Source organism: Brevibacterium metallidurans, from assembly GCF_037101285.1.
GTDB lineage: Bacteria > Actinomycetota > Actinomycetes > Actinomycetales > Brevibacteriaceae > Brevibacterium > Brevibacterium metallidurans.
On sequence record NZ_BAAAAF010000003.1, the window covers coordinates 233,963 to 258,559 of the forward strand.

The 24,597-nt window shown below is 67.6% G+C and carries 22 protein-coding genes, 1 other RNA gene and 1 pseudogene; 13 read left to right on the forward strand and 11 right to left on the reverse strand.

Going from position 1 to position 24,597, the window contains the following annotated elements; all coding sequences use genetic code 11:
- Positions 1 to 75: 75 nt before the first annotated feature.
- The 5 genes and pseudogenes from AACX88_RS05885 to AACX88_RS05905 form a co-directional block, all read left to right on the forward strand.
- Positions 76 to 525: pseudogene (locus tag AACX88_RS05885) on the forward strand (cytidine deaminase); the annotation flags it as partial.
- A gap of 179 nt (positions 526 to 704) precedes the next feature.
- Complete coding sequence (locus tag AACX88_RS05890; protein WP_339392171.1) at positions 705 to 1,994, forward strand: thymidine phosphorylase; 1,290 nt, start codon at positions 705 to 707, stop codon at positions 1,992 to 1,994.
- 53 nt (positions 1,995 to 2,047) lie between these two features.
- Entirely contained in the window at positions 2,048 to 2,701 is a 654-nt protein-coding gene (gene deoC / locus AACX88_RS05895) for a deoxyribose-phosphate aldolase (protein ID WP_339392172.1), read from the forward strand.
- Positions 2,702 to 2,759: 58 nt separating this feature from the next.
- Positions 2,760 to 2,990: a hypothetical protein gene (locus AACX88_RS05900; RefSeq protein WP_339392173.1), complete on the forward strand. Its 231-nt coding sequence runs from the start codon at positions 2,760 to 2,762 to the stop codon at positions 2,988 to 2,990.
- 5 nt (positions 2,991 to 2,995) lie between these two features.
- Positions 2,996 to 3,397: a type II toxin-antitoxin system VapC family toxin gene (locus tag AACX88_RS05905; RefSeq protein ID WP_339392174.1), complete on the forward strand. Its 402-nt coding sequence runs from the start codon at positions 2,996 to 2,998 to the stop codon at positions 3,395 to 3,397.
- A gap of 141 nt (positions 3,398 to 3,538) precedes the next feature.
- Here AACX88_RS05905 and AACX88_RS05910 read toward each other — a convergent pair whose 3' ends face one another.
- Together AACX88_RS05910 and AACX88_RS05915 are read right to left on the reverse strand one after the other, a co-directional pair.
- Entirely contained in the window at positions 3,539 to 5,326 is a 1,788-nt protein-coding gene (locus AACX88_RS05910) for a phospho-sugar mutase (RefSeq protein ID WP_339392175.1), read from the reverse strand.
- Between the two features lie 10 nt (positions 5,327 to 5,336).
- Positions 5,337 to 6,146: a purine-nucleoside phosphorylase gene (locus AACX88_RS05915; protein ID WP_339392176.1), complete on the reverse strand. Its 810-nt coding sequence runs from the start codon at positions 6,144 to 6,146 to the stop codon at positions 5,337 to 5,339.
- 46 nt (positions 6,147 to 6,192) lie between these two features.
- Between AACX88_RS05915 and AACX88_RS05920 the strand changes: the two genes are divergently transcribed.
- Positions 6,193 to 7,233: a GNAT family N-acetyltransferase gene (locus AACX88_RS05920; RefSeq protein ID WP_339392177.1), complete on the forward strand. Its 1,041-nt coding sequence runs from the start codon at positions 6,193 to 6,195 to the stop codon at positions 7,231 to 7,233.
- On the opposite strand, the gene AACX88_RS05925 is transcribed toward AACX88_RS05920, so the two are convergent.
- From AACX88_RS05925 to AACX88_RS05960, 8 genes are all read right to left on the reverse strand, one after another.
- Positions 7,194 to 11,033: an FtsK/SpoIIIE domain-containing protein gene (locus AACX88_RS05925; RefSeq protein WP_339392178.1), complete on the reverse strand. Its 3,840-nt coding sequence runs from the start codon at positions 11,031 to 11,033 to the stop codon at positions 7,194 to 7,196. The two genes, AACX88_RS05920 and AACX88_RS05925, sit on opposite strands and share 40 nt — an antisense overlap.
- A gap of 168 nt (positions 11,034 to 11,201) precedes the next feature.
- Positions 11,202 to 11,657 carry a pilus assembly protein TadG-related protein gene (locus AACX88_RS05930; protein WP_339392179.1) on the reverse strand — a complete coding sequence of 152 codons (456 nt, stop codon included), beginning with the start codon at positions 11,655 to 11,657 and terminating at the stop codon, positions 11,202 to 11,204.
- Between the two features lie 4 nt (positions 11,658 to 11,661).
- Positions 11,662 to 12,165 carry a hypothetical protein gene (locus AACX88_RS05935; RefSeq protein ID WP_339392180.1) on the reverse strand — a complete coding sequence of 168 codons (504 nt, stop codon included), beginning with the start codon at positions 12,163 to 12,165 and terminating at the stop codon, positions 11,662 to 11,664.
- Complete coding sequence (locus AACX88_RS05940) at positions 12,158 to 12,556, reverse strand: TadE/TadG family type IV pilus assembly protein (RefSeq protein ID WP_339392181.1); 399 nt, start codon at positions 12,554 to 12,556, stop codon at positions 12,158 to 12,160. Before AACX88_RS05940 ends, AACX88_RS05935 begins: the two co-directional genes overlap by 8 nt.
- Positions 12,557 to 12,732: 176 nt before the next feature.
- A complete protein-coding gene (locus AACX88_RS05945; RefSeq protein WP_422614412.1) occupies positions 12,733 to 13,011 on the reverse strand; it encodes a hypothetical protein in 279 nt (92 codons plus the stop codon).
- A gap of 127 nt (positions 13,012 to 13,138) precedes the next feature.
- The gene (locus tag AACX88_RS05950) at positions 13,139 to 14,077 is read right to left on the reverse strand and encodes a type II secretion system F family protein (RefSeq protein WP_339392182.1); all 939 of its coding nucleotides are present in this window, start codon (positions 14,075 to 14,077) and stop codon (positions 13,139 to 13,141) included.
- The gene (locus AACX88_RS05955; protein WP_339392183.1) at positions 14,074 to 15,003 is read right to left on the reverse strand and encodes a type II secretion system F family protein; all 930 of its coding nucleotides are present in this window, start codon (positions 15,001 to 15,003) and stop codon (positions 14,074 to 14,076) included. Before AACX88_RS05955 ends, AACX88_RS05950 begins: the two co-directional genes overlap by 4 nt.
- Positions 15,000 to 16,223: a TadA family conjugal transfer-associated ATPase gene (locus tag AACX88_RS05960; RefSeq protein WP_339392184.1), complete on the reverse strand. Its 1,224-nt coding sequence runs from the start codon at positions 16,221 to 16,223 to the stop codon at positions 15,000 to 15,002. The genes AACX88_RS05955 and AACX88_RS05960 overlap by 4 nt, the downstream gene beginning before the upstream one ends.
- Positions 16,224 to 16,514: 291 nt before the next feature.
- Here AACX88_RS05960 and prfB point away from each other — a divergent pair, with 291 nt between their 5' ends.
- From prfB to ssrA, 6 genes are all read left to right on the forward strand, one after another.
- Positions 16,515 to 17,633, forward strand: coding sequence for a peptide chain release factor 2 (gene prfB / locus AACX88_RS05965; protein ID WP_339392185.1), 1,119 nt, complete (start codon positions 16,515 to 16,517; stop codon positions 17,631 to 17,633).
- 154 nt (positions 17,634 to 17,787) lie between these two features.
- Positions 17,788 to 18,477: a cell division ATP-binding protein FtsE gene (gene ftsE / locus AACX88_RS05970; protein WP_339392186.1), complete on the forward strand. Its 690-nt coding sequence runs from the start codon at positions 17,788 to 17,790 to the stop codon at positions 18,475 to 18,477.
- Entirely contained in the window at positions 18,474 to 19,388 is a 915-nt protein-coding gene (gene ftsX / locus AACX88_RS05975) for a permease-like cell division protein FtsX (RefSeq protein WP_339392187.1), read from the forward strand. The genes ftsE and ftsX overlap by 4 nt, the downstream gene beginning before the upstream one ends.
- A 1-nt stretch (position 19,389) precedes the next feature.
- On the forward strand, positions 19,390 to 20,619 hold the full coding sequence (locus tag AACX88_RS05980) for a peptidoglycan DD-metalloendopeptidase family protein (RefSeq protein WP_339392188.1): 1,230 nt from the start codon (positions 19,390 to 19,392) through the stop codon (positions 20,617 to 20,619).
- A 137-nt stretch (positions 20,620 to 20,756) separates the two neighbouring features.
- Positions 20,757 to 21,227 (forward strand): SsrA-binding protein SmpB, encoded by a 471-nt coding sequence (gene smpB, locus AACX88_RS05985; protein WP_339392189.1) that lies wholly within the window; start codon positions 20,757 to 20,759, stop codon positions 21,225 to 21,227.
- Positions 21,228 to 21,421: 194 nt separating this feature from the next.
- Positions 21,422 to 21,799: a transfer-messenger RNA gene (gene ssrA / locus AACX88_RS05990) on the forward strand.
- A gap of 64 nt (positions 21,800 to 21,863) precedes the next feature.
- Here the strand turns inward: ssrA and AACX88_RS05995 are convergent.
- On the reverse strand, positions 21,864 to 23,516 hold the full coding sequence (locus tag AACX88_RS05995; RefSeq protein WP_339392190.1) for a thiamine pyrophosphate-binding protein: 1,653 nt from the start codon (positions 23,514 to 23,516) through the stop codon (positions 21,864 to 21,866).
- Between the two features lie 470 nt (positions 23,517 to 23,986).
- Between AACX88_RS05995 and AACX88_RS06000 the strand changes: the two genes are divergently transcribed.
- Positions 23,987 to 24,574 (forward strand): alternate-type signal peptide domain-containing protein, encoded by a 588-nt coding sequence (locus AACX88_RS06000; protein ID WP_339392191.1) that lies wholly within the window; start codon positions 23,987 to 23,989, stop codon positions 24,572 to 24,574.
- The last annotated feature ends 23 nt before the right edge of the window (positions 24,575 to 24,597 follow it).

The window sequence follows — 24,597 nt, forward strand, 5'->3', positions numbered from 1 at the left end:
GGCAGGGCAGATCCCGCGCCCGTGCCTGAGGCCCAGAGACCGTCCCCCGCAGTCGCCTGAAGATCGGAGGAAGCGATGACCTCGAGACCGAGAGTCGACGACCCGAACTGGTCCGAACCGGTGCGCGTGCGCCCCGCCGAGGTGACCGAGGAGACCTGGCAGCTTCTGCGCGCCTCCGCGGTCGCCGCGATGGAGAAGGCGTATGCGCCGTATTCGGCGTACCCGGTCGGGGCGGCCGCGCTCGTCGACGACGGGCGGATCGTCAGCGGCTGCAATGTCGAGAACGCCTCGTACGGGGTGACCCTGTGCGCCGAGTGCTCGCTCGTCTCCGACCTGCACATGACCGGCGGGGGTCGCCTCGTCGCCTTCGACTGCGTCGACGGCCAGGGCAACACCCTGGTCCCGTGCGGGCGCTGCCGGCAGCTGCTCTTCGAACACGGCGGAACCGAACTCGTGCTCAACATGCCGGCGGGTCGGGAGACGATGGCCGTCGTCCTGCCCGACGCGTTCGGGCCGAACAACCTCGGCGAGCATGTCGGCCGGCATGCCGACGATGCCGGCGATGGCGGCGGTGACATCGGTCCGGATGCCGACGACGCCGACGACAACCTCGGCGACGGCACTGTCCCGGACACGCACCCGAAGCACTGACCGCGACCACCGAACACCCCGAAACCAGCGACCCCGATGACCGGAGGACCACCGTGACAGTAGAGGCATTCGACGCAGTCGACGTCATCGCCGCCAAGCGCGACGGCAGGACGCTGTCGAAGGACCAGATCGACTGGGTCATCGACGCCTACACGCGCGGGGTCGTCGCCGACGAGCAGATGGCGGCCCTGGCGATGGCGATCTTCCTCAACGACATGGGAGCCGAGGAGATCGCGCATTGGACGCAGGCGATGATCGCCTCGGGGGAGCGGATGGACTTCTCCTCCCTGTCGCGCACGACCTCGGACAAGCATTCGACCGGGGGAGTGGGCGACAAGATCACCCTCCCGCTCGCCCCGCTCGTCGCGGTCTTCGACGTCGCCGTCCCGCAGCTCTCCGGGCGCGGGCTCGGGCACACGGGCGGCACCCTGGACAAGCTCGAGGCGATTCCCGGCTGGCAGGCAGGGTTGAGCAATGAGGAGATCCTCGGCCAGCTCGAGGACATCGGCGCCGTCATCTGCGCGGCCGGGTCCGGTCTGGCACCCGCGGACAAGAAGCTCTACGCGCTGCGGGACACGACGGCCACCGTCGACTGCATTCCGCTCATCGCCTCGTCGATCATGTCGAAGAAGATCGCCGAGGGCACCGCCGGTCTCGTCCTCGACGTCAAGGTCGGCTCCGGGGCGTTCATGAAGGACATCGAGAAGGCGCGCCGGCTGGCCCGTACGATGGTCGACCTCGGGGTGAGAGCCGGAGTGAAGACCTCCGCCCTGCTCACGGACATGTCGACGCCGCTGGGGCTCACCGTCGGCAACGCGCTCGAGGTCCGCGAATCCGTCGAGGTGCTCGCAGGAGGCGGGCCCGCCGACGTCGTCGACCTCACGGTGGCCCTCGCCGAGGAGATGCTCCGCCTGGCGGGAAAGACCGACGTCGACGTGCGGGCGGCCCTGGACGACGGACGGGCCATGGACAAGTGGAACGCGATGATCCGCGCCCAGCACGGCGACCCGGACGCCCCGCTGCCCGTGGCGAAGGACACCGAGGTCGTCTTCGCCCCCGAGGCGGGGGTGCTCACGAAGCTCGACGCGCTCTCCGTCGGGGTCGCCTCGTGGCGTCTCGGCGCGGGACGGGTCCGCAAGGAGGATCCGGTGCAGGCCGTAGCCGGCATCGAACTCCACGCGAAGCCCGGTGACACCGTCGCCGCAGGTGACAAGCTCATGACCTTGCACACCGACACTCCCGAACGCTTCGAACGCGCGCTCGAGGCGCTCGTCGGCGCGTACGAGATCGGCGGCGACGCCGCATCCGTGCCTGCTTCGATCGTCCTCGAGACGATCACGTAGATCCCTCTCCGACAACCCCGACCACACCAGCTCAGATTCCCTTGGAGGACACCATGACCAGCCGCTCCGACGTCGCGAAGATCATCGACCATACTCTGCTCAAGCCCGAAGCGACGACCGCCGACGTCGAGGCCCTCGTCGCCGAGGCGAAGGACCTCGGGGTGCTGGCCGTGTGCGTCTCGCCGTCGATGCTGCCGCTGTCCGATACCGGTGACCTCGTCGTCGCCACCGTCGTCGGGTTCCCTTCAGGCCAGGTCAAGCCGGAGATCAAGGCTGCGGAGACCGAGCGCGCTGTTGCCGATGGGGCCGATGAGGTCGACATGGTCATCAACATCGGTCAGGCGATCGCCGGGGACTACGATGCCGTCGAGGCCGACATCCGCGGCGTCGTCAACGCGAGCGGGGACGCCCTTGTCAAGGTCATCATCGAATCTGCTGCCTTGAGCGATGAGCAGATCGTCGAGGTCTCCCGCCGCGCCGAGGCGGCCGGAGCCGACTTCGTCAAGACCTCGACCGGCTTCCACCCGGCCGGAGGTGCGAGCGCGCACGCGGTGGCCCTCATGCGTGAGACCGTGGGCGACCGTCTCGGCGTCAAGGCCTCCGGCGGCATCCGCACCGTCGAGGCCGCGGAGGAGATGATCGCCGCGGGAGCCTCCCGTCTCGGGCTCTCCGGTTCCGCGGCCATCCTCGCCGGACTCTCGGACTGAGCGAGGCGCCGGCAATCATGTGCATGCAATGTGCATGCACGGGGCGTAGGCTTTCACCATGACTGCCATTCAGATTCGGGACGTTCCGACCGAAGTGCGTGATCAGCTGGCTGCTCTTGCTCGCGCAAGAGGTCAGAGCCTGAGCGCCTACCTGCGCGACGTGATCGTCCGGGAGGCCCGGTTCGCGAAGAATGTTCGCCTGATCGACGAAGTCTCCACCTGGCAGAGCCGCCGAGACTTCACGATCGATGACATTCTCGCGGCACGCGACGCAGATCGGCCGGCCTGAGACCGATGATCGTGCCTGATGCATCGGCCGTTGCCCTCCTGTTCGCCGATCCTCATGCGGAACCGCGTTGTCTATCGGCGATCGAGATTCTTCGGGGTGACCCGGAATGGGTGGTCCCAGAGCATTGGCGCACCGAGATGCTCTCGGTCATCAGGGGGCTGAGGATGGGCGGGAGGATCGACGACTCCAGCGCGGAGAACGCCGTGAAGTGGCTGGCGCAGCTGGTCGTCCTCACCGAGCCCACGGCCCCGCTTCTCCAGCGGATGTGGGAACTGGGAGACAACCTGAGCAGCTACGACGCTGGATATGTGGCGGTGGCAGAGACACTCGATCTGACTCTCGTGACTGCTGACGTGCGCATCGCTCGATCCGGTGTCGCCCGATGCCCGCTCCTCGTCATCTCCTGAGAACCTCGGGCCCTCCGGTTCCGCGGCGATCCTCGCCGGTCTCTCGGACTGAGCAGGGCACCGACACTCACCAGCACGGCGACACCGCACCAGCACGGTGCACGAACCGTGCTGGTGCGGTGTCACCGCGCTGGTGTTCAGTCAGAGGCCGAAGTAGGCCTTGAGCTCCGCGGAGATCGTCGACAGACGCTGAGTGAGCGCCGGACCCAGAGCTGCGAGCTGGGGCGCGCCGACGACCTCGAGATAGCACTTGAGCTTCGGTTCCGTGCCTGAGGGGCGGACGATGACGCGCGAGTTCGACTCCGAGAGCAGGAGGATGCCGTCGGTCGGCGGCAGACCGTCGTACCCGGTCGAGAGGTCGTGGACTTCGGCCACCGGTGACCCGGCGAGGGCCGTCGGCGGGTTCTCCCGCAGCTTCGCCATCGCCGCGGCGATGAGGGAGACGTCGTCGAGGCGGAAGCTCAGCGGAGCCGTGGCGAAGTAGCCGTCGCGGGTGCGGATGCGGTCGAGTTCGGACTCGATCGAGGATCCTTCCGCTTTGAGCCGTGAGGCCAGGGCGGCGAAGGTCACCGCCGCGGAGATGCCGTCCTTGTCACGGACGACGGTGGGATCGACGCAGTAGCCGAGCGCCTCCTCGTAGCCGAAGACGAGTCCGGGCACCCGCGAGATCCACTTGAAGCCGGTGAGAGTCTGCACGGCCGCGAATCCATGTGCCGCGACTGCTGCGGCCAGGCCCCGGGAGGAGACGATCGAGTTCGCGAACACGGGACCCGCCTCGTCGCTGGGATCGTCGGCCCGCCCCTCGGTTCGCGGATCGCCCTGACCCGCCAGCCTGCTCGCGATGTCCTCGCCGAGGAGGAGACCCACCTCGTCGCCGGACAGCTGCCGGTACCCGCTGCCCGCCGACGCATCGGGGATCGCGGCGGAGAAGCGGTCCGCGTCGGGGTCGTTGGCGATGATGAGGTCGGCGTCGATCTCTCGGGCCAGGGCATAGGACTCGTCGAGTGCCCCGGCCTCCTCCGGGTTGGGGAACGACACCGTCGGGAAGTCGGGGTCAGGGGCCTGCTGACTGCTCACAGGGTGGACGTCGGCGAACCCGGTAAGGTCGAGGGCCGCCTCGGCGACACCGGCACCGACCCCGTGCAGGGAGGTGAGGACGATGCGCAGGTCGGCACTCGAGCGCACCCCGAGGTCCGTGACCGAGTCGAGGTAGGCGGCGACGATCGAGTCGTCGAGGTGCTCCCACCCGGTCTCGGCACGGGGGACCGAGGCGACGGAGTCGACCGCGGCGATCTTCTCTGCGATGAGGGCATCGGCCGGCGGCACGATCTGCGCCCCGGCTCCGGCCCGGGCCGCGGTCGGATCGGGTTCGATCGCGAGCAGCGGGCGCTCACCGAGGTAGACCTTGTAGCCGTTGTCAGCCGGCGGGTTGTGGCTGGCAGTGACCATGACGGCGGCATCGGCGCTCAGATGGGTGAGCGCGAACGCGGTGAGCGGGGTCGGCAGCTGTTCGGGCAGCTGGATGGCCACCCCACCGGCGGCGGTGACGACGGCGGCGGTGTCGCGGGCGAAGTCGGCGGATTTGTACCGGGCGTCGCAGCCGATGACGACACGGAAGCCCGAACCCACGGTCTCTGCAAGGAACGCGGAGAGTCCCGCGGCGGCACGGATGACGACGGAGCGGTTCATCCGGTTCGGGCCCGCCGCGATCTCACCGCGCAGCCCCGCGGTGCCGAAGGCGAGGGGACCTGCGAACCGGTCCTCGAGGTCGGCCAGGGCAGCGGCGTCCCCGGATTCCGCCTCGGCGAGGATCGCGGTCAGGGCCGTCGCGGTCTGCTCATCAGGGTCGTCGGCGATCCACGCGCGGACGATCTCGGCATCGAAGCCGGAGGTGAAACGGTCGGCCACTCGGTGCGTCGGTGTGCTCATCGGCCCGGCCTCAGAGCTGTCCGACGATGTCGGCGAGCAGCTGGGAGATCCGGGGGGCCGCGGCGGCACCGGCTTCGATGACCTCGGCGTGGGAGAGCGGGGTCTCCTGGATGCCGGCGGCGAGGTTCGTCACGAGCGAGATGCCCATGAGTTCGAGTCCGGCCTGACGGGCGGCGATGGCCTCGAGCGTCGTCGACATGCCCACGAGGTCGGCGCCGAGGATCCCGGCCATGCGCACCTCGGCGGGGGTTTCGTAGTGGGGTCCGCGGAACTGCGCGTAGACGCCTTCGTCAAGGGTGGGGTCGATCTGCTTGGCGATCGCTCTCATGCGCGGGGAGTAGAGATCGGTGAGGTCGACGAAGTTCGCCCCTTCGATCGGGGAGGTGCCGGTGAGGTTGATGTGGTCGGAGATGAGGACCGGGGTGCCGGGCTTCCAATGGCGGTTGAGCCCGCCGCAGCCGTTGGTGAGCACGAGGCTCTGGCAGCCGGCGGCAGCGGCGGTGCGCACACCGTGGGCGACGGCGCGCACGCCCTTGCCCTCGTAGTAGTGGGTGCGGGAGCCGAGGACGAGCGCGTACTTCCCGGAGGATTCGATCCGCACGGTGCGCAGGGTCGCACCGTGGCCTTCGACGGCGGGAGCGTGGAATCCGGGGACTTCCGCGGCGGGGACTTCGCTGATCGTCTCGCCCAGCAGGTCGGCCGCTCCGCCCCATCCCGATCCGAGGACGAGGGCGATGTCGTGGGACTCGATCCCGGCGGCGGAGTTGATGGTCGTGGCCGCTGCCTGCGCGGCGGCGGTAGGATCGCTTAAGTCAGTCATGACGCCAAGATTATCAACATCTGACATGCCGCTAGGAGCGCTCCCCATGCCGATCAGACCACTTGCCGACGGTGACGATCTGCGACTGAATGAGGTGTTCGCGGATGCTCCGACGCCGGCGGCGCACATGGCGCGATCCCTCTTCCGGCCGTCCGCGGATGCCCCTCTGCTGCGCTCCGTCCTCGCCGAGGTGGTCCCCGGAGTTCCCGTCGGCGCAGCCGCGATCGCGGAGTCCCCTCTGCACCCGTTCCGGGCGTGGGTGAACGTCGAGGTCGCCGCCGAGGAGCGCGGGCACGGGCTCGGTCGTGAGCTCTTCGAGGCGGTCTCCGCCGAGACTGCGGGCACTCCATTGGAGGGCCTCGATCTGCGCGCTCGCGTCGAGGCGGGCAGTGACGGGGAGAAGTTCGCCGAGGCACTCGGGTTCTCTCCTCTGACGACGACCCGGGTCATCAAGGTCCCTGCCGGTGCGCTGCCGCCGAGCGGCGGTGGTCGTGCCGAGGATCTCGAGATCGTCTCGACGGGGTCGGTCAAACTGACGAAGGCGTTCCTTGAGTGGTACATCGCCGTCAACCGCAACGATGCGGTAGCGCCGCTGACGATCGGTCAGGTGAGCCAGGCGTTCCTCTCCGAGGCCGCCGGTGCCCACGGTGCGGCGATGCTCATGAGCGACTCGGCAGCTGCCGGATCCGGCGACGCCGGGTCGGGTTCTGCGGCAGCGAGCGGTCTGAGCGCCTTCGCCGTCTCCTATGCCCGCGAAGCCGACCCGGCCGCGGTAGGCGGTGCCCAGGACGCTTCGGCGAATCTGCCCGGAGAGGGCGAGGAGGAGCCGGCGACCGAGCTCATCCTCGGGTCGATATTCGAGACCCGTGAGGATGTCGCGGGTGCCACGGCCGAGGAGTTCGATGCAGCCGTCTCCGATGCCGAGCTGCTCCTGGCCCGGCTCTCGGTCGACGCCGACGTCGTCATCGAGGTGACGAGCGGGATGCCGGTCGTCTCGGCGCTGGCCGACCGGCTGCTCGCCGCCGGGCAGGCGAGTGAACTCTACCGTTATGAGACTCTCACGGGACCTCCTGCGGACTCGGTCTGAGGCACCGCCGCAGACGGACCCACCGCTGAATGCGATGTCTGGGTCGGGCAGACGGTAGGTGCCTCGGCACGAAACAGTCTGACGGCACGGGCACCCGATTCGGTGACGAACCATCCAGTGCCCGGGTCTCCATCGAGCGGCGGAAGCCGGAGGATGCCCAGGCTGGTCAGGTCCTGACGGCTGTGGGTGCCGAGCACGAGCAGCGGACCCGACGACTGTGCCTTCGTCAAGGGCGAACCGTAGCCCGGGGTGAACCGCAGCGGCATCGTCACCACATGGACTCCGCCGTCGAGAAGATCCGGTGCAGCCTCGGCGAGCAGGTGCGCGTCGTCATGAACGGTGATCGATGGCGTCAGCGACCGCAGCATCCTGGCAGCCTCGGTCTTTCCGCCGCCGGACGATCCGCGCACCGTGAGGACGGGACCGTCGCGAACGGGATCCCACATGACCGGCTCGCCGAACGGGTCGATGCCCACGGGGATCCTGCCATCGCGTCCCATCTTCAGCCCGTCACCGTCACGGGGATCGCTGCCCAGCCCCTGCCACCTCGGCGTGAACGGGATGCGACCGCGCGGAGCATCGACGTCGGGATCGTAGGGCGCGAGTTGGACATCGGCACCGTCGCTGCCGGTGTCAGCGACGCGGGGTCCGAGGAGGACGGCTCGAAGCCGCGGCCAAGTGCCGAGGAACCGCTGTCGGGAGAGCCCGACGCTGAGGCCGTCGGCGCCGCTGCTGGGCGGGAAGACCAGCCGCGAGGAGAACCCGGCAGTCCCGAGCAGTGCTGATCGGCAGCCTGAGAGGAGGAAGGTGAGACCGAGACCGCGGGCGTGAGTGAGGAGCCTCTCGAGCCCTGCCGCGGCATGATGGTCGAGGGAGTCGATGAGTTCGCTCCAGTTGTCACAGACGACAAGGGTTGGAGCATCGGCTGTTGCGTCGGCAGGAACCGCGCCGGCAGGGAACTCGCGGGCGGGAACCGAGCCGGCAGAGACTGTGCCGGCGGAGACCTGCCCGTGGTGAGCGGCGAGGTGATCGACGATGACGTGGAGGCGCCATCCCGCCTTCATGCCGCAGCGGATCTCCGCCCAGTCGATGATCTCGGCGATGCGGCCGAGAGCGACGACGCGATGAGAGCGCGCCGCCGCTGACGCCATCCGGGCCAGAGCCGAGGCGGCATCGGGTCCCGCGTCTCCGAGAAGCACGGTCGACCCGTCGACGAGCGGGTCATAGGTCCACACGGTCTGCCTCTGCGCGGTGGGGATGTCGATGATGCCCGTCACCGGAAGTGGGTTCGCGTCCGAGCCCACCGTTGGTTGCCGACCGTCGTCGAGCTCGGAGTCGAGTCCGATGCCGGGGCCGGCGACGAGTCCGACGCCGAGGCCGACCGTGTTCATGGCGGACGCACAGGCGGCGACATCGTCGGACTCCGGAAGGGGCGGAAGGACGACCCGCCTCGAGGGTGCTGTACGGGCGTCCTGGGCCGCGGCAACGATGTTCGCGGCGGCGATGCCGCGCACGACGCTGGGGCAGTTCTCCGGGGAGTGGTCCGGAGTCCACGGCCGCAGTCGGGGCCGGTGAACCAGGGAAGCGTCGACCGCCTCGGCGAAGGGGACCGCAACCCGGAAGGACAGGGGAGCCGTCCCAGCATCGAGGAGCGCCGAACCGGGCCGACCCGGCGGCAGGTGAGCGGCGTCGGGCACGCCGAGGACATCGAAGGAATCCGCTTCGTCTCGCACGCGCAGGCAGATGCGGATGTTGATGTTCGCCTTCATCTGACCGGTGACGATGCCCAACGGCCGCTGAGTGGCGAGGATGAGGTGGACGCCCAGGGACCGCCCGAGCGCCGTGAGGTGTTCGAGGAGGTCCGCGGCCCGCGGATGGGTCGCCATGAGGGCGTGGAACTCGTCGATGACGACGACGAGTCGCGGCGGAGGAGCCTCCAGCTCATCGATCGAGGCGCAACCATGGTCGGCGAGGAGCTGTTCCCTGTGGGTGATCTCGGCGCGGACGGAGACGAGTGCTCTGAATGCCGCCGCGGAGTCGAAGTCGTCAAGCACGCTGTCGGTGTGGGGAAGGGCCGCGAGCGGGGCGAAGGTGGCGCCGCCTTTGAAGTCGATGAGGACGAATGTCACCCGGTCGGGAGGGTTCTCCAGGGCGAGGGCGAGCAGCCACGTCTGGAGCAGCATCGACTTCCCGCTACCTGTGGTGCCGGCGATGAGAGCGTGCGGCCCGTCGCGGAAGAGGTCGAGGCCGACCTCACCGGCAGGTCCACGTCCGATGAGCGCCGGAGCAGCATCCGCACCGGCCCACCGGCGAGCGATCGCCGTCGGCGAATCGTCGTAGTGGTCGTGCAGGCCGTGCCGCTGATCGGACTCGGGCGGTGAACCGCGGCCGCGGTCCGACAGCAGGGTGAGGAAGCGGCCCGGGGGCATGAGCGATGCGGTGAATGTCCGGCCGGGAACCGGACCGGCCGATGCCGTCGAGGACGTCGTGTGCGCTTGGCCGAGGGTGCCGAGAACCACGGAGACCGTCGCTGACGGTGAGGGTGCGTCGAGCCGGAGGGTGACGGCGGATCCCGTGGTGCTGAGGTCGACGACGATGGACGGAGACGAGCGGGAGTCGGTGGTCGCGTCGTCCTCTGAGACTGCGCCGAGCAGCTCGGGCATCGTTCGAAGGGCAGGCGACGGTCGCCACGGCCAGCGGGTGTCGGCCAGCCAGGCGAGGAGCATTGAGATCAGCTGCTCGCGGGCACCGGTGACGGTCACCGAGGTGCAACGCGGGTCGATGGTGATGGGGCAATCGGCGATGACGGCATGACCGTCGACGTGGTCGACGCGGTCACCGAGATCGGGGGCAAGGGTGATGGCGCTGAGACTCGCCCCGAATCCCAGACACAGTCCGGAGATGTCCGACGAGGAGTTCCGCTCGGCGGCAATGAGACGACCCGCCCGGTCGACGGCCTCGTCCACGGCGTGCGCGGAATCGATGAGGTGCTGCGCGGTGTCGCGAGCGAACCGTCGCTTCTCCATTGCGTGGGCGAGGTATCCCGACAGCGGCGCGGAGAGGCTGAAGAGGAGGAACCACCACATCCCGGTGAGCAGGGCCAGCGCGATGCCGATGCCGATCGGGATGAGGAAGGCCCACCACTGCGGTGGTCGGGCGGGTCTCGGTTCGTCGACGGTGGCGGCAGCGACGCGAACGCCCGCCTGCGCATGCCGCTGCGCCGGCAGTGGTCGTTTGCCGGGGTCGATGACGTCGCCGGGCACGATGACCGAGGAGCCGCGGATCGTGTGGGTCTCGGCTTGCGCGGATCCGAGGTCGAGTCGGGTGGGGGAGCGGGAGAGGCACGGGTCGGCCACGAGCAGGCAGTCGGGCAGGGGGAGTCGGCTCAGCCGGGTCGATCGGGGGTCGATGTGCAGGGTGTAGCCGGAGTCGGGTCCGGCGACGACGGAGACGGTCGTCGGGCCGTGACCGCGGAGGAAGTGGGTGCCTCCGAGCACGGTGACGGGATGGCGGGTTCGCCATTCGCCCCAGGTCATGGTGTTCATGCGGCGCAGATCATCGGCGAGTGCGGTCTCATCCCTCGGATACTGGGAGGTGACCTGCGTCGGATGTTCGGAGGACCGACCCTGGTCGGGGGAGGGGGCCGCGGGATTCGACGCTGCCACCTCGTCGGCGGTGATGGGCGTGCCCAGCACGGTCTCGAGCACGGCGAGCAGCGGCAGGTCCCCGTCGGCTTCGAGGACGTCGGTGCGCACGTGACCGGTGCTCGAGATCTGCTGGAGGATCCCTGTCGTCGTCATCGGATCAGCGTCGCCGAACCGCAGCCTGCTGGCAAGGGCGATTCTCTGCCCTGTGGATACCGGGTCGGCGTCCACAGGTCTGGAGCACACGAGTGAGCGCCGGTTCCACAGGGCGATATGTCGAAGTCGGACGGCAACGTCGGTCTCGGTGTCGAGTGCTGCAGGAGACTACGAGATCCGCAGCGATCCTCGTGCGTAGGCGGTGGCGCTCAGGTCGATGAGGCGGGGTACGAACGGTGAGAGGAATGCCGGCGTGTAGTCGGCACGGAGGCGGATGATGACCGAATGCTCACCGTCGACATCGGCGTCGACGCCGATGTTGCGCAGATCGTCGGGCACAGGCACGGCGGAGACGTAGCGCTGCGCTGCGCGTTCGGCGGCAACCGGGGAGAACACGAGTCCGGGCTCGTCACCAGGGGCGGGTTCGAAGGAATCGGAGGCGGCGAGTGCCGCGGAATCCGCGACCGCCTGCAGTTCGCGGCGGGCCATGTGCAGGTCGGTGAGCGCCGCGATGAGGAGGGCGAGGAGAAGGGCGATGATGACGAAGCCGATTGCCAAGGGAGTGATCGAACCGCGATCGGCGCGCTCGCCTCCCTCAGCTTCCGGGTCCTCGGACGCCATCATCGACTCACCCCTGGACCGTCGTCGCAACGACATCGGAGTGGGTGGCGCGCATCGTGATGTGCGGAGAGTTCGCGGACCCGAAGAGAAGCGGGATCCCCGGCAGGGGAACCTTCGTCTCGACGTTCGCGGTGATGAGCGAGCCTGCCTGTCCACACGGTCCCGAGCACGAGTAGGTGATCGTCACAGGGACGTCGGGGAGTCCGAAGTCAGCGAAGTGCATGGCGGCGACGTCCTCGGCACGCCGCTCCGACGGGTTCGCATCCCGCGCGGCGATCCGTGAGGCCGAGACCGCCGCCGAGGTGGTCGCATAGCTGGCGGCCTGCAGCTGGGAGAGCGCGAGCATGAGGTAGACGACGGGAATGAGGAGGACGATCGCCGCGAAGATGAATTCGATGACCGCGGTTCCCGAATCTGCACGGTCGAGAGCCTCGCTGACACGCGAACGTTCTGGTCCGGTCGACCGCGCAGTCGCGCTCGACACCTCGAACCTGGTCGCATTCTCAGTCACCGTCGATGTCCTCGACGAGGGAGCGTCCGCTCAGTTCCCACACCTCGGCGGGACCCCACAGGCCGACGACGGGAAGCGGCGTGCGGACGCGGACTTCGACGATCTCCACGCCGCCGCGGCTCTCCGATGTCACGGTGATCTCCTCGGCGTAGCGGCCGCCGAGGGCGGCGGTGATGAGTTCGGCGGTGAGCCGGGCGCCGTCTCCGTCGGTCTGATCGGCCAGACCGGCCTGCCGAGCACCGGCGATCGCGGAGTCGATGACGGTGTTGCGGACGTGGATGACCAGGCCGATCTGCAGTGCTCCGGCGAGGACGAGAGCGAGCAGGGAGGCGACGAGGGCGAACTCCGCGATCGCGGAGCCGGCGTCCTTGCCGGTGAGATCGCCCTCCACTCTTCTCTTACAGCACACTGCTCCCGCGTCGTCAGCACGATCCGCACGGTCAGCACGACCCGCACGGTCAGCACGGCCCGCACGGTCAGCGCGTCCCGCGCAGTCGGTCGGGACCTGCACGAGGCCTGCCCGGTCGGTGCCGCGGCGACGCCGGGCCGCCTCGGCGGGCGATCGGCTCACCCGGCACCTCTCACCTTGTTCATCGCGTCCTCGAACATCGTCGTGAACGCTTCACCGGCAAGAGCCCAGAGGGCGACGACGAGTCCCGCGGTCATCAAGGTGATGAGCACCCAACCGGGGACGTCACCGCGGTCGGGTCGGTCGTGCCCAGGTCTGTTGTGCCCGGTTCGCGCAGGGGAAACGCCCGAACCGCGGCCGCCATCCGGGCTGCGTCGCTGTCGTGTCGTCCGTCGGGGGCCCGGCGGATCGTCGTGCGCCCACCCGAGCGTGAGCAGGGTGAGACTCGTCGTGAGGTGATGGAACATCGTGCCTCCTTCTTCGGGGACTGCGGATCGGGGCCTGAGGGTCGGGGATCGTCGGGTTGGTCAGAGGTCGAGGGTCGCGGTGCGGGGACAGGGGCGGTCAGGGGCTGAGGTCGAGGACGGCGAGGGAGGGGAAGACGGCGAAGATCACCGTGACGGGCAGGACGAAGACGACGACGGGTACGAGCATCCCGATCTCCTTGCGTCCGGAGAGTTCGAGGAGTCGGCGTCGGGACTGCTCCCGGACGTCGGCGGCCTGGGAGCGCAGCACCTCGGCGAGCGGGGTGCCGCGGGTCATCGACACGGCGAGTCCGTCGACGAACTGGACGATCTCGGGGATGGCGATGCGGGTCGCCATCTGGTCGAGGGCGTCGACGAGGGGAGTGCCGGTGCGGGTGGCTGCGAGAGCGGTGCGCAGTTCGTCGACGAGGTCGCCTGAGCACGTGCGGCACACCCTCTCCAGTGCTTCGACAATGCCCTCACCTGCGGTGATGGACAGGGCGAGGAGTTCGGCGACGGTGGGGAACTCGGCGAGGATGCGCGATTCGTGGCGGGTGATCGCCTGACTCAGACGCCAGTCGTTGACGATGTGTCCGGCGACTCCGCCGCTGACGACGAGGACGATGACGACGATCGGGGAGAACCCTCGCCCGGCGGCGATGAGACCGGCGAGTCCGCCGCCGACGATCATCCCGGTGAGGATGCTGAGGATCTGATTCGTCCGGAACCGTTCGATCGATGCCCGCCCGCCGAGGCGGCTGATCCGCAGGCTCAGCGTCGCGTCGGTGGTGATGCGGGAGGTCACCCACAGTGTCGTCGTCATCGCCGCCGAGGTGAGGACGCCGAGGAGTCCTTCGCGGCGCGGGGTCGGGGGAGCGTAGACGTCGACGAGCGATTCCTGATCCCGCAGGTACGGTTCGATCCGCGAGGACAGGGTGGGTCGACGCAGGGGCGGCAGGGAGAGGACGAAGAAGCTCAGCGCCAGCCCGTTGACCGTGCCGAGGACGAGGACGGTGAGCGGATCGGTCAGCGCGGTCACGTCGGTTCACCCGCCTCGGCGCCGCGAGGGAAGGGCGAGCGGGTCAGGGACGATCCGGCGATGACACGCGGTTCCTGGGGCAGGCGCCCGATCTTCTTCATCGCCTGGTAGGCGAGCAGCGAGACGACGAAGCCGGCGGCGAGGAGGATGAGTCCGGCCTGGGAGTTGTAGGCGGCGGCGGTCTCCGGACGCGTCGAGAGGAAGGCGAGGACGACCCACGGAGCTGCGACGGCGAGTCGGGCGCCGTTGACGGTCCACTGCTGTCGGGCCGAGAGCTCGTTGCGGGTGCGGGCGTCGTCGCGGACGAACTGGGCGAGGGCTCGCAGCATCGTGCCGAGGTCGCTGCCGCCGACCTGGCGGGTGACGCTGAGTGCCGCGACGATCCGGTCGGCGACGGGGTCGGCGGCGACCTGCCGGAACCGTTCGAGGGCGATCGCGAACGACCCGCTGGCCCGGTACTCCTCGGCGAAGACCTCGAAGAGCGGGCGCAGGGGCTCGGGGCCACGGTGGGCGAGCGAGCTGAGCGCCTCGGGCAGGGACAGGCCCGCCCGCACGCCCGAGTTGAGGTGGTCGAGGGTTTCGGGCCACAGCTCCCGGCGCAGCACCTGCTTGCTGCGGGCGCGGTGCTGGAGAAGCCGATAGGGCAGCCACGAGGCGAAGAGCCCGAAGCACAGGGCGATCGCCCACGACCGGGTGAGCGCGGTGGCGACGACGGTGACGACGATGAACACGGCGACGGTGACGAGGGCGAGCTGGAGCGGGTGGAGGCGCGGGAAGCCCGCCGTGGTGAGCATGTCGTCGACCTCGCGGACCCATCGCCTCTGTGTGCGCGTCTTCGGCCTGCCCTCCCACAGCGACATCCACACGAGCAGCAGTCCGGCACCCAGACAGGCACCGATGAGCAGGCTCATCTGCGAATAGCTCATGTCGATTCCAGGATCGCGTGGAGGTCCTTGCCGATCGTCGCGAAGCGCTCGCCGAGGTGGCCGAACCCCTGCCCGCGCACGAGCGTTCCGTGGGGTGAGTGGAAGATCGTGTCGAGTTCGATGACGTCGCCCTCGACGCCGCCGGGGACGGCGCAGATCTCGCTGACGAGGCGGGCACCGGAGGCGTCGCGCCGGAGATGGACGACGAGGTCGATGCTCACGGCGACTGTGGGCACGACGAAGGAGGAGGAGATGTTCGCGCCGGCGAGCAGCGGCAGGGTGGAGATCTTCGTGATCGCCGCCCGGGCGGAGTTCGCGTGGATCGTGCCCATGCCGGGCAGGCCCGAGTTGAGGGCGATGAGGAGGTCGAGGCTCTCGGCCTCTCGGACTTCGCCGACGATGATGCGCGTGGGGCGCATGCGCAGCGCCTCCTTGACGAGCGCCCGCAGTGTGACCTCTCCCGTGCCTTCGAGGGAGGGCTGTCGGCACTGCATCGGCACCCAGTCCCGGCTGGGCAGGTTGAGTTCGAAGACCTCTTCGCAGCTGATGATGCGTTCACGGGCGGGGATCGAGCCGGCCAGCGCATTGAGCATCGTCGTCTTGCCTGCCTGAGTGGCACCGGAGACCAGGACGTTGGCGCCGCAGGCGACGGCGGCGTCGAGGAAGCGGGCAGCAGACGGGGTGAGGCTGCCTTGGGCGACGAGGCCTGCGAGGTTGCGCGGGCGCTGGATGAATTTGCGGATGTTGACCGCAGGCGAGGTGCGCGTGATGTCGGGGAGGACGACGTGGAGGCGGGATCCGTCGGGGAGCATCGCGTCGACGAAGGGCTGGGAGAGATCGACGCGCCTGCCCGAGGTGCGCAGCATGCGTTCGATGAGGTCGTCGAGTTCGCTCGCGGTCAGCTTCGTCGTCGTCAGCTGGTGGGCGCCGTCGACGGCGATGAAGACCTCGCTGGGGGAGTTGATCCAGATCTCCTCGACGCGGGGATCCTCGAAGTAGTCCTGCAGGGCGCCGAAGCCCGAGAGCTGGTGGTCGATGAAGCGGAACGTCGCCTCCCGGTCCTCGAGCGGCGGAAGATTCGCGGTGAGACTGCGTTCGTCGTATTCGGAGATGACGGTGCGGATGACCTCACGCGACCGCTGCACATCGACCCGAGGATCCACGTCGAGGTCTCTGATCCTCTTGTGGACCTCGCTGGTGATGACCTCGGTGGCTTCCACTGTGAACCCCTGGGCGGCTGTCGGCGAGTCCGCTTATCCGGCAATGCGATTGGCTGTCAATTGGTGTCAATGTAATCGCGAATTTCCCATTTATCCAGACTTTCTGCCAATCTGTGGATAACTTCCGGTGACGTTAGGGAAATGCCATACGTGTAGTTTGGGACGTTTTCATCGGTCACTGTCGCTGGGCTGTCGATGCTCGATCGGGGTCTTCGATGCGCGGTGGGCCGATCGTGACCGCGCCGAGGTGGGACGACCGGGGCCCCGCCCATGGACTAGAATCGAGGCATTATGGCCACTACTGATCACGCTTCCGAAATCGCCAGCCTCCGCCAGACCTACCAGGCGATCCTCGACGTCTCCGACCTGCCGACCCTGCGGGACGAGGTCGCCGAGCTCACGGAGGAAGCGTCGTCGCCGACGTTCTGGGACGATCCGGATTCGGCGCAGAAGACCTCGGCCAAGCTCTCCCACAAGCAGGGCACGCTGGAGAAGCTCGAGAAGTTCGGGGAGCGCATCGACGACGCCGAACTCCTCATCGAGATGTCGGAGGCCGAAGGCGACTCGGATTCGCTCGTCGAAGCCGAACGAGACATCGCCAAGCTCAAGGACCAGCTGAGCGAACTCGAGATCTCCACGCTGCTCTCCGGAGAATACGATGAGCGCTCCGCGGTCGTCACCGTCCGCTCCGGCGCCGGCGGCGACGACGCCACCGACTGGGCGCAGATGCTCATCCGCATGTACATCCGCTGGGCGGAGTCCCGCGGCTACAACGTCCAGGAGCTCGACACCTCCTACGCCGAAGGTGCGGGCATCAAGTCCGCGACGATCCAGGTCAACGCCCCGTACGCGTACGGCACCCTGTCCGTCGAGGCCGGCACCCACCGCCTCGTGCGCATCAGCCCCTTCGACAACCAGGGCCGCCGCCAGACCTCCTTCGCCGCCGTCGAGGTCGTCCCCCTCATCGAATCGACCGACCACATCGAGGTCGACGAGAACGACCTGCGCATCGACGTCTACCGCTCCTCGGGCCCCGGCGGCCAGTCGGTGAACACGACCGACTCCGCCGTGCGCATCACCCACCTGCCCACCGGCGTGGTCGTGAGCATGCAGAACGAGAAGTCCCAGATCCAGAACAAGGAAGCCGCGATGCGCGTCCTCCAGTCCCGCCTCCTCGAGCGCAAACGCCAGGAAGAGGCGGCGCAGAAGAAGGAGCTCGCCGGCGACATCAAGGCCAGCTGGGGCGACCAGATGCGCTCCTACGTCACCCACCCGTACCAGATGGTCAAGGACCTGCGCACGAACTACGAGGTCAACAACCCGCAGGCCGTCTTCGACGGCGACCTCGACGGACTCATCGAGGCCGGCATCCGCTGGCGCAAGCAGCAGGAGAACGCCGAGGAGGACTGAGCCGCCTCGGCGGGCGGGGACACGCTGTCCCGCCTCGGCGCGACTGTGAACTTCATCAGATGCGCAACACACGCCCAGCCGCCTCCCCGAACATCACGGAACTGTTACGTACAGTGGAAGCGGCCGAGCACCCGCTGACTGATTGAAGACCCTCTTGATCACATTCGACTCCGTTTCGAAGTCCTACGACTCCCGCACCCGCAAGGCCCTCGACGACATCTCGTTCACGGCCGACCGCGGGGAATTCGTCTTCCTCGTGGGAGCCTCGGGATCGGGCAAGTCGACGGTCATCCGCCTCATCCTCCGCGAAGAGGTGCCGACGAAGGGCCGCATCGCCGTCGCCGGCAAATCGGTGGTGAAGATGCCGTCGTGGCGCGTGCCCTACCTGCGGCGGGGGATCGGAACGGTGTTCCAGGACTTCCGTCTGCTGCCGAACAAGACCGTCTTCGCCAACGTCTCCTTCGCCCTTCAGGTCATCGGCAAGTCACGCGCGGCGATGTCGACACTCGTGCCCGACGTCCTCGAGACCGTGGGACTGGCCGGCAAGGAGAAGCGCTACCCGCACGAACTCTCCGGCGGTGAGCAGCAGCGTGTGGCCATCGCCCGCGCCGTGGTCAACAAGCCCGGCATCCTGCTCGCCGACGAGCCGACCGGCAACCTCGACCCCGTGACGAGTGCTGACATCATGGCGGTGCTCGAGAAGATCAACCGCAACGGCACCACCGTGCTCATGGCCACCCACGACGGTGAGATCGTCAACCGCATGGCCAAGCGCGTCATCGAACTCTCCGAGGGTCGCATCGTCCGCGACGTCGAGCACGGCACGTACGGAGTCGCCTCATGAGGGCCGGCTTCATCCTCTCCGAGGTCGGCTCCGGCCTGAAGAAGAACTTCTCGATGGTGCTCTCGGTCATCCTCGTCACCTTCGTCTCCCTCCTCTTCGTCGGCGCGGCCATCCTCCTGCAGATGCAGGTGGGGCAGATGAAGGACTACTGGTACGACCGCGTCCAGGTCTCGGTCTTCCTCTGCCCGCCCGACTCCGAGGCGACGAACTGCGTCGACGGCGAGGTCACCGACGCGCAGAAGAAGAACATCGAGGACGCCCTCGCCGGACCCGAGCTCGCCCCCTACGTCGACACCGTCTACTTCGAGGACAAGGCCGAGGCGTACAAGCACTTCCAGGACCAGTTCAAAGGCACGAGCCTCGAAGGCACCGTGCCCGAGTCCGATATGAACGAGTCGTACCGGATCAAACTCAAGGACGCCGAGAAGTACGAGATCATCAAGGAGTACTTCTCCTCGACCCAGGGTGTCGAGGAGGTCGTCGACCAGAACCAGCTCCTCGACCGGCTCTTCGGGGTCCTCAACGTCGCCACCGTCGTCGCCGTCGTCATCGCCGGCATCATGCTGCTGTGCGCGATGCTGCTCATCGCCACGACGATCCGGCTCTCCGCGTTCGCCAGACGCCGGGAGACCGGGATCATGCGCCTCGTCGGCGCCTCGAATTCATTCATCCAACTGCCGTTCCTCCTCGAAGGCGTCATCGCCGCGGCGATCGGTGCGACCCTGGCCGCCGGCACCTTGGGACTCCTCGTCCACTTCGGGGTCAGCGGCTGGCTGCAGGAGCAGGCGACCGGCTTCAACCTCATCTCCGGCGTCGACGTCCTCATCGTCGCCCCGATCCTCATCGCCATCGGCGTCGTCATGGCCGGCGCATCGTCGCTGATCACCCTGAACAAGTACACGAAGGTCTGATATGAAACGCAGGCTTCCCCTTCTGATCACGGCCGCGGTCCTCGCTATCGTCCTGCCCGCCACCTCGGCGACGGCGGATCCGCGCGACGACAAGAGCAAGGTCGATGACCGGGTCAAGGAGCTCCAGCAGGAGTTCGAGGGCCTCGACGAGGAGCTCGCCCGCGTCATCGCCGAACGCGACGAAGCGCAGAAGGCCCTCCCGGACGCCGAGGAGGCCTCCCGGCAGGCCGATGACGCCCTGGCCGAGGCGATCCAGAAGGATGAGGACCTCGCCGCCCGGCTCACCTCGGCGGAGAACGCCCAGACCGACCTCAAGGACCAGATCAAGTCGGGCGCCGAGGAGATCGACAAGCATCGCACCCAGGCGGCGCGCATCGGTCGCCAGGCCTACCAGAACTCCGGCATCACCTCGGACCTCGCGATGCTCCTGCAGATGGCGCAGGGCACGAGCGCCGACGGCGGGATCGGCCGCGTCGACTCCGCGGTGCGCTCCCAGCAGCGCACGATCGATGACCTCTCCGAGCAGCGGGCGCTCAACCAGAACAACGAAGAGCGGCTGTCCGGGGTCACCGACGAGATCTCGGGACTCAAGGACGAAGCCGCCGAGGCGGTCATCGCGAAGGAGGCCGCGCAGGCCGACGCGAAGAAGAAGGCCGACGACCTCAACAACCTCATCTCCACCAAGGACGCGGCGGAGAAGACGATCTCGGACAACAAGGACAAGACCGAGAAGCAGCTCGAGGACGAACGAGCCGAGCAGGACCGGTTGGCGAAGAAGGTCCGCGACTGGGAGAAGGAGCAGGAGAAGAAGGGCAACTTCGTCTACGGCGACGGTGTGCTCGCCAACCCCGCGAAGGGCTTCCCGATCACCTCCCAGTTCGGCTACCGCATCCACCCGATCACCGGCAACCGCAAACTCCACACCGGCACCGACTTCGGCGTGCCCTGCGGCACCCCGATCCGCGCGGCCGGTGACGGCATCGTCGTCTCCGCGGGCTGGGCCGGCGGATACGGCAACCGTGTCGTCATCTCCCACGGCAAGATCAAGGGCAAGTCGATCGCCTCGACGTACAACCACAACACGAGCGTGAAGGTCCGCGACGGTCAGAAGGTCAAGAAGGGCGACGTCATCTCGATCTCGGGCACCACGGGCGCCTCGACCGGCTGCCACCTCCACTTCGAGATCATGGAGAGCGGCGACTACGTCAACGCAATGCCGTTCATCTCGTAAGCCGGCAGGACGGGGTCGCAGCCGCGGTTCCGCAGAGCGCGTGCGTGCGATAGACTTGTCCGTCTGTGTGCGCAGGCGAATGCGCACGTGGGATGCGTCGTCAGCCGTATCCGCTGAGACCTGAGAGGAGGCCGGTCATGCCGAAGGACACCGGGAAGAAAGTCATCGCGAGGAACCGCAAGGCTCGCCACGACTATCACATCGAGGACACGTGGGAGGCCGGTCTCGTCCTCACCGGCACCGAGGTGAAGTCCCTGCGCGAAGGCCGGGCCTCGCTCACCGACGGGTTCGCGCTCATCTTCCAGAACGAAGCGTGGCTCGAGAACGTCTACATCCCCGAATACCTCCAGGGGACGTGGACGAACCATGCCGCGCGCCGGCGCCGCAAGCTGCTGCTCCACCGCGAGGAGATCCTCAAGATCTCCCAGAAGGTCAAGGAGTCCGGGCGCACGCTCATCCCGCTCGAACTCTACTTCGAGGGATCGCGGGTCAAGGTCGAGATCGCCCTGGCCCGAGGCAAACGCGAATGGGACAAGCGCCAGGCGCTGCGCGAATCGCAGGACAAGCGCGAGGCCGAGAGGGCCATGAAGTCCAAGCAGTACCTCTGAGACGTACGCGGACACCTTCCGCCGAGGTGGAGCCCAGGTTCGAGTGGAACCGGAGTCCCCGGCGCGGAAGTCTCCGACACAGTCGGGAATGCGATTGGCCCGGCCGGTGTTGAGAGAGTATGCTGGTGTTCCTGTCGCCGGCAGGATCCTGTCATTGCAGGTGAGAGTGGCGAACAGGATTGGCAACAGAATATGGGGATGATCGGTTTCGACGTTGGACACTGCGTCGGGAGAAGCGGGCCGAGAATGCAGAGTCATCTCGTTAATGTCCTCTGCAAAACAATAGGTGCTAAATCTGAAAACCGCACCGATTTCGCCCTCGCTGCCTGATTGAGCGCGAGCTGCGAATCCGTCAGCCTAGAGTTGCCTCTGCTCTAGTTCCTGGCGTCGCTTAAGAGGCCACTGCTTCAGATGCACGTTGGGGGCATCTGAGGGACTCTTACCCAAATCCGTTCGTTGGTCTACGTGTTCGTGCGATGGCCAGAACCTAAGAAACTGCTTCACGAACTGCGCCCGGAGAAGTCCTGACAATCTGCTGACGGACGCGGGTTCGATTCCCGCCATCTCCACTCAAGGACAAGCCCCGTCCGCCTGGTTCCGACCAGACGGACGGGGCTTCGTCATACCCGCAGACCGTCACGCGTTCACGCGGATGACCTCCTCCTGGTACGGTGCGACGACTGTGCCGGAGATCCGCAGGTCGAGGACGAGGAACCTCCGCTCGTCCACCGGGGTCGACGCCCACTCGGTGACGACGTCGAGATCGGCGAGTTCGCGCACGACCACGCCCTGGCCGCCCGCAGCCGTGGCCAAAGCCGCGAAGTCGATCTCGTCGATGAGCATCGGTTCCTTCGCCAGGCCCTTGAGCCCGTAGAGGTGCACCTCGGCACCGTAGGCGGCGTCGTTGAAGACCACCGCGATGCCGCGCCCGCCGGCCGAACGGATCGCCGTGTCGAGATCCGACAGAGCCATCACCCCGCCGCCGTCCCCGGTGGTGAGCACGACCGTCGAATCCAGGTTCGCCCGTGCCGCCCCCGCCACACTGTGCCAGCCCAACCCGATCGACTGGAAGGCGGTGCCGACCATGGCGATCCGGTCCGGTGCGCTCGGCTCCCAGAACATGTTCGCCCACGCGATGAAATGGCCGCCGTCGGAGACGATGACCCGGTCCTCCGGCAGCAGCTCGCCGAGGCGGGACGCCGCCGCCCGCGGATCGAGCCGACCGTCCGAGCCGAACTCCGACCCCACCGCGTACACACGATCGGCCGCCGTGTCCACCGACTCCCGCCACCCGCTCGGACTCGCACCCGCCTCGGCGAGGCGACGGGTGAGCTCCGCGGTCGCCAGCCGGGCGTCGGCGCGGACGAATCCGCCGACCCGAGCATGCGTGGCGCGCTCATCGGTGTCGATCTGCCACACCGCGGTGGTCGGGGCGAAGAGCTCACCGAAGCGCATCGTGAACTGATTGAGCGAGGCCCCGATGACGACGGCGACATCGGCCTCGCGGACCCTCTCCATCGCCCCTGGTGCCCCGAAGCCGCCCGCCACACCGAGATCGAACTCGGCGGCCGGGAACACCCCGCGGCCCAATGCCGTCGTCACCGTCAGCGCACCGGTCGCCTCGGCGAGCTCGCCGAGCTGCGCCGATGCCCCGGCCAGCCACGCGCCGCGTCCGGCGAGGATGACCGGGCGCTGCGCCTCGGCGAGAGCCTCCGCCAGACGATCGAGAGCGGCCTGCGCGGAGGCGCCGTTCGGGGCCAGGGGTGCACGCGTTCCAGGGCCGGGGACGTCGGGGATCTCACCGATCTCGAGCGTCGCGACATCGTAGGGGATCGCGAGGACCACCGGCACCCGGTAGGTCAGGGCGTGCTCGATCGCCGTCACCGTGGCCGCAGCAGCGTCGACCCGGCCCACTGTGTACGTGCGGACGCCGACCGCCGAGGCCATGGCGATCTGATCGACGTCCCACGGCCGAGGTCCCGAGGTGGGTTCGTCCCCGACGACGAGGACGAGGGGCACCTTCGCCTGTGCCGCCTCGGCGAGGGCCGTGAGCGTGTTCGTGAAGCCCGCACCGTACGTCGTCGTGGCGGCCGCGAGTCGACCCGAGGTGCGGAAATGCGCATCGGCGGCGACGACCGCGCCGGCTTCGTGCCGGACCGGAGTGTAGGTCGCCGAGGTGGTCGTGAGCAGGGCATCGAGGAAGTGGGCGTTGCCGTTGCCCATGAGTCCGAAGACCTCGTCGATGTGACGGGTCAGAGTGTGGGCGACGTGCGCCGAGGTGTGCGCCATGAGGGCGGCCTTTCGCAGCTGAGGGATATGGAGAGTGATCCATATGTGTCTCACGCAACAATGCCGCTTCGCGTTCCTTTTTCGAACGCCGGACCCCCGGCTGCGCGAGCCCGCGCAGCGACAGTCCTGACCGTGTCGAATATAGGGCACCGGCGGTTCCGTGCCAAGTCAGAGGTGCTGTCGACCGAAAAACTGCGGCTGAGAAATGAATCCGGGAAACGGGAAACTATACCCGAATTCATTCAAGTGTCATTTTCCTAACAAAGATTGAAGCATTAACTACTAATGAGTAGATACAATAATGAAGTAGTCATTCAAGGTAATGATGTGATAAATTCAGAATACGGAGGATGTCGGAAGTGCGGTGCGGTCAAACTCCATAGGTGAATTATGAATTCACTTGCTCGTCTGTCCGATGTTTCCGTCTATTCATCATGAATGGCATCGGTAGTGCCGGAAAGCGAAAATATATGAGAATCAATAAGAAGGCCGTCGTTGCAGGTGGAGCCGCTGCTGTGCTCCTCATCGGGGGAGGCCTCACCTTCGCCCGCTGGTACGACGAAGCCTCATTGGGCAACCAGGCTGCAGAGGTCAAATCCGGTGAACTGAGCTTCGCGATCGACAATCTCGCGTGCCAGTGGGCCAACGGCGGCGATAATGTCGCCCCCGGTGACCTCATCGCTCCGGGAGACACCATGCAGTGCACCGGCAGCTCGCAGGTCGTGACGAACATCAAGGGCAAGAACCTCAAGGCCACGCTCTCGGCCGTTCCGACCGGCAAGCTCGCCGAACTCGTCAATGACGATTTCGCCGTGCTCAAGGCGACAGTCAACGGCAGCACGGAACCCGTCGCACTCACCGCGGCCAATGACGGTGACACCTTCGACGTCGGTTTCTCAATCTATTTCAAGGAGTTCAAGGACTCCGTGGACAACTCGCTCAATCGCGACAAGCCCACCACCGACACCGCGCAGTGGTGGGGTGAGGAGAAGCAGAATTCGGACTACTCGTTCAACACCGGAGACATCAAGCTCCAGCTGGTGCAGAACGATCGCTGACGCCGAGACCTCCGGCACGGGAT

Excerpts from the sequence above, each read along its gene's own strand:
- deoC (WP_339392172.1), top strand. The coding sequence starts at position 2,048 with ATGACCAGCCGCTCCGACGTCGCGAAGATCATCGACCATACTCTGCTC.
- AACX88_RS05900 (WP_339392173.1), top strand. The coding sequence starts at position 2,760 with ATGACTGCCATTCAGATTCGGGACGTTCCGACCGAAGTGCGTGATCAG.
- AACX88_RS05905 (WP_339392174.1), top strand. The coding sequence starts at position 2,996 with ATGATCGTGCCTGATGCATCGGCCGTTGCCCTCCTGTTCGCCGATCCT.
- AACX88_RS05910 (WP_339392175.1), bottom strand. The coding sequence starts at position 5,326 with ATGAGCACACCGACGCACCGAGTGGCCGACCGTTTCACCTCCGGCTTC.
- AACX88_RS05915 (WP_339392176.1), bottom strand. The coding sequence starts at position 6,146 with ATGACTGACTTAAGCGATCCTACCGCCGCCGCGCAGGCAGCGGCCACG.
- AACX88_RS05920 (WP_339392177.1), top strand. The coding sequence starts at position 6,193 with ATGCCGATCAGACCACTTGCCGACGGTGACGATCTGCGACTGAATGAG.
- AACX88_RS05925 (WP_339392178.1), bottom strand. The coding sequence starts at position 11,033 with ATGACGACGACAGGGATCCTCCAGCAGATCTCGAGCACCGGTCACGTG.
- AACX88_RS05930 (WP_339392179.1), bottom strand. The coding sequence starts at position 11,657 with ATGATGGCGTCCGAGGACCCGGAAGCTGAGGGAGGCGAGCGCGCCGAT.
- AACX88_RS05955 (WP_339392183.1), bottom strand. The coding sequence starts at position 15,003 with ATGAGCTATTCGCAGATGAGCCTGCTCATCGGTGCCTGTCTGGGTGCC.
- prfB (WP_339392185.1), top strand. The coding sequence starts at position 16,515 with ATGGCCACTACTGATCACGCTTCCGAAATCGCCAGCCTCCGCCAGACC.
- ftsX (WP_339392187.1), top strand. The coding sequence starts at position 18,474 with ATGAGGGCCGGCTTCATCCTCTCCGAGGTCGGCTCCGGCCTGAAGAAG.
- AACX88_RS05980 (WP_339392188.1), top strand. The coding sequence starts at position 19,390 with ATGAAACGCAGGCTTCCCCTTCTGATCACGGCCGCGGTCCTCGCTATC.
- smpB (WP_339392189.1), top strand. The coding sequence starts at position 20,757 with ATGCCGAAGGACACCGGGAAGAAAGTCATCGCGAGGAACCGCAAGGCT.
- AACX88_RS05995 (WP_339392190.1), bottom strand. The coding sequence starts at position 23,516 with ATGGCGCACACCTCGGCGCACGTCGCCCACACTCTGACCCGTCACATC.
- AACX88_RS06000 (WP_339392191.1), top strand. The coding sequence starts at position 23,987 with ATGAGAATCAATAAGAAGGCCGTCGTTGCAGGTGGAGCCGCTGCTGTG.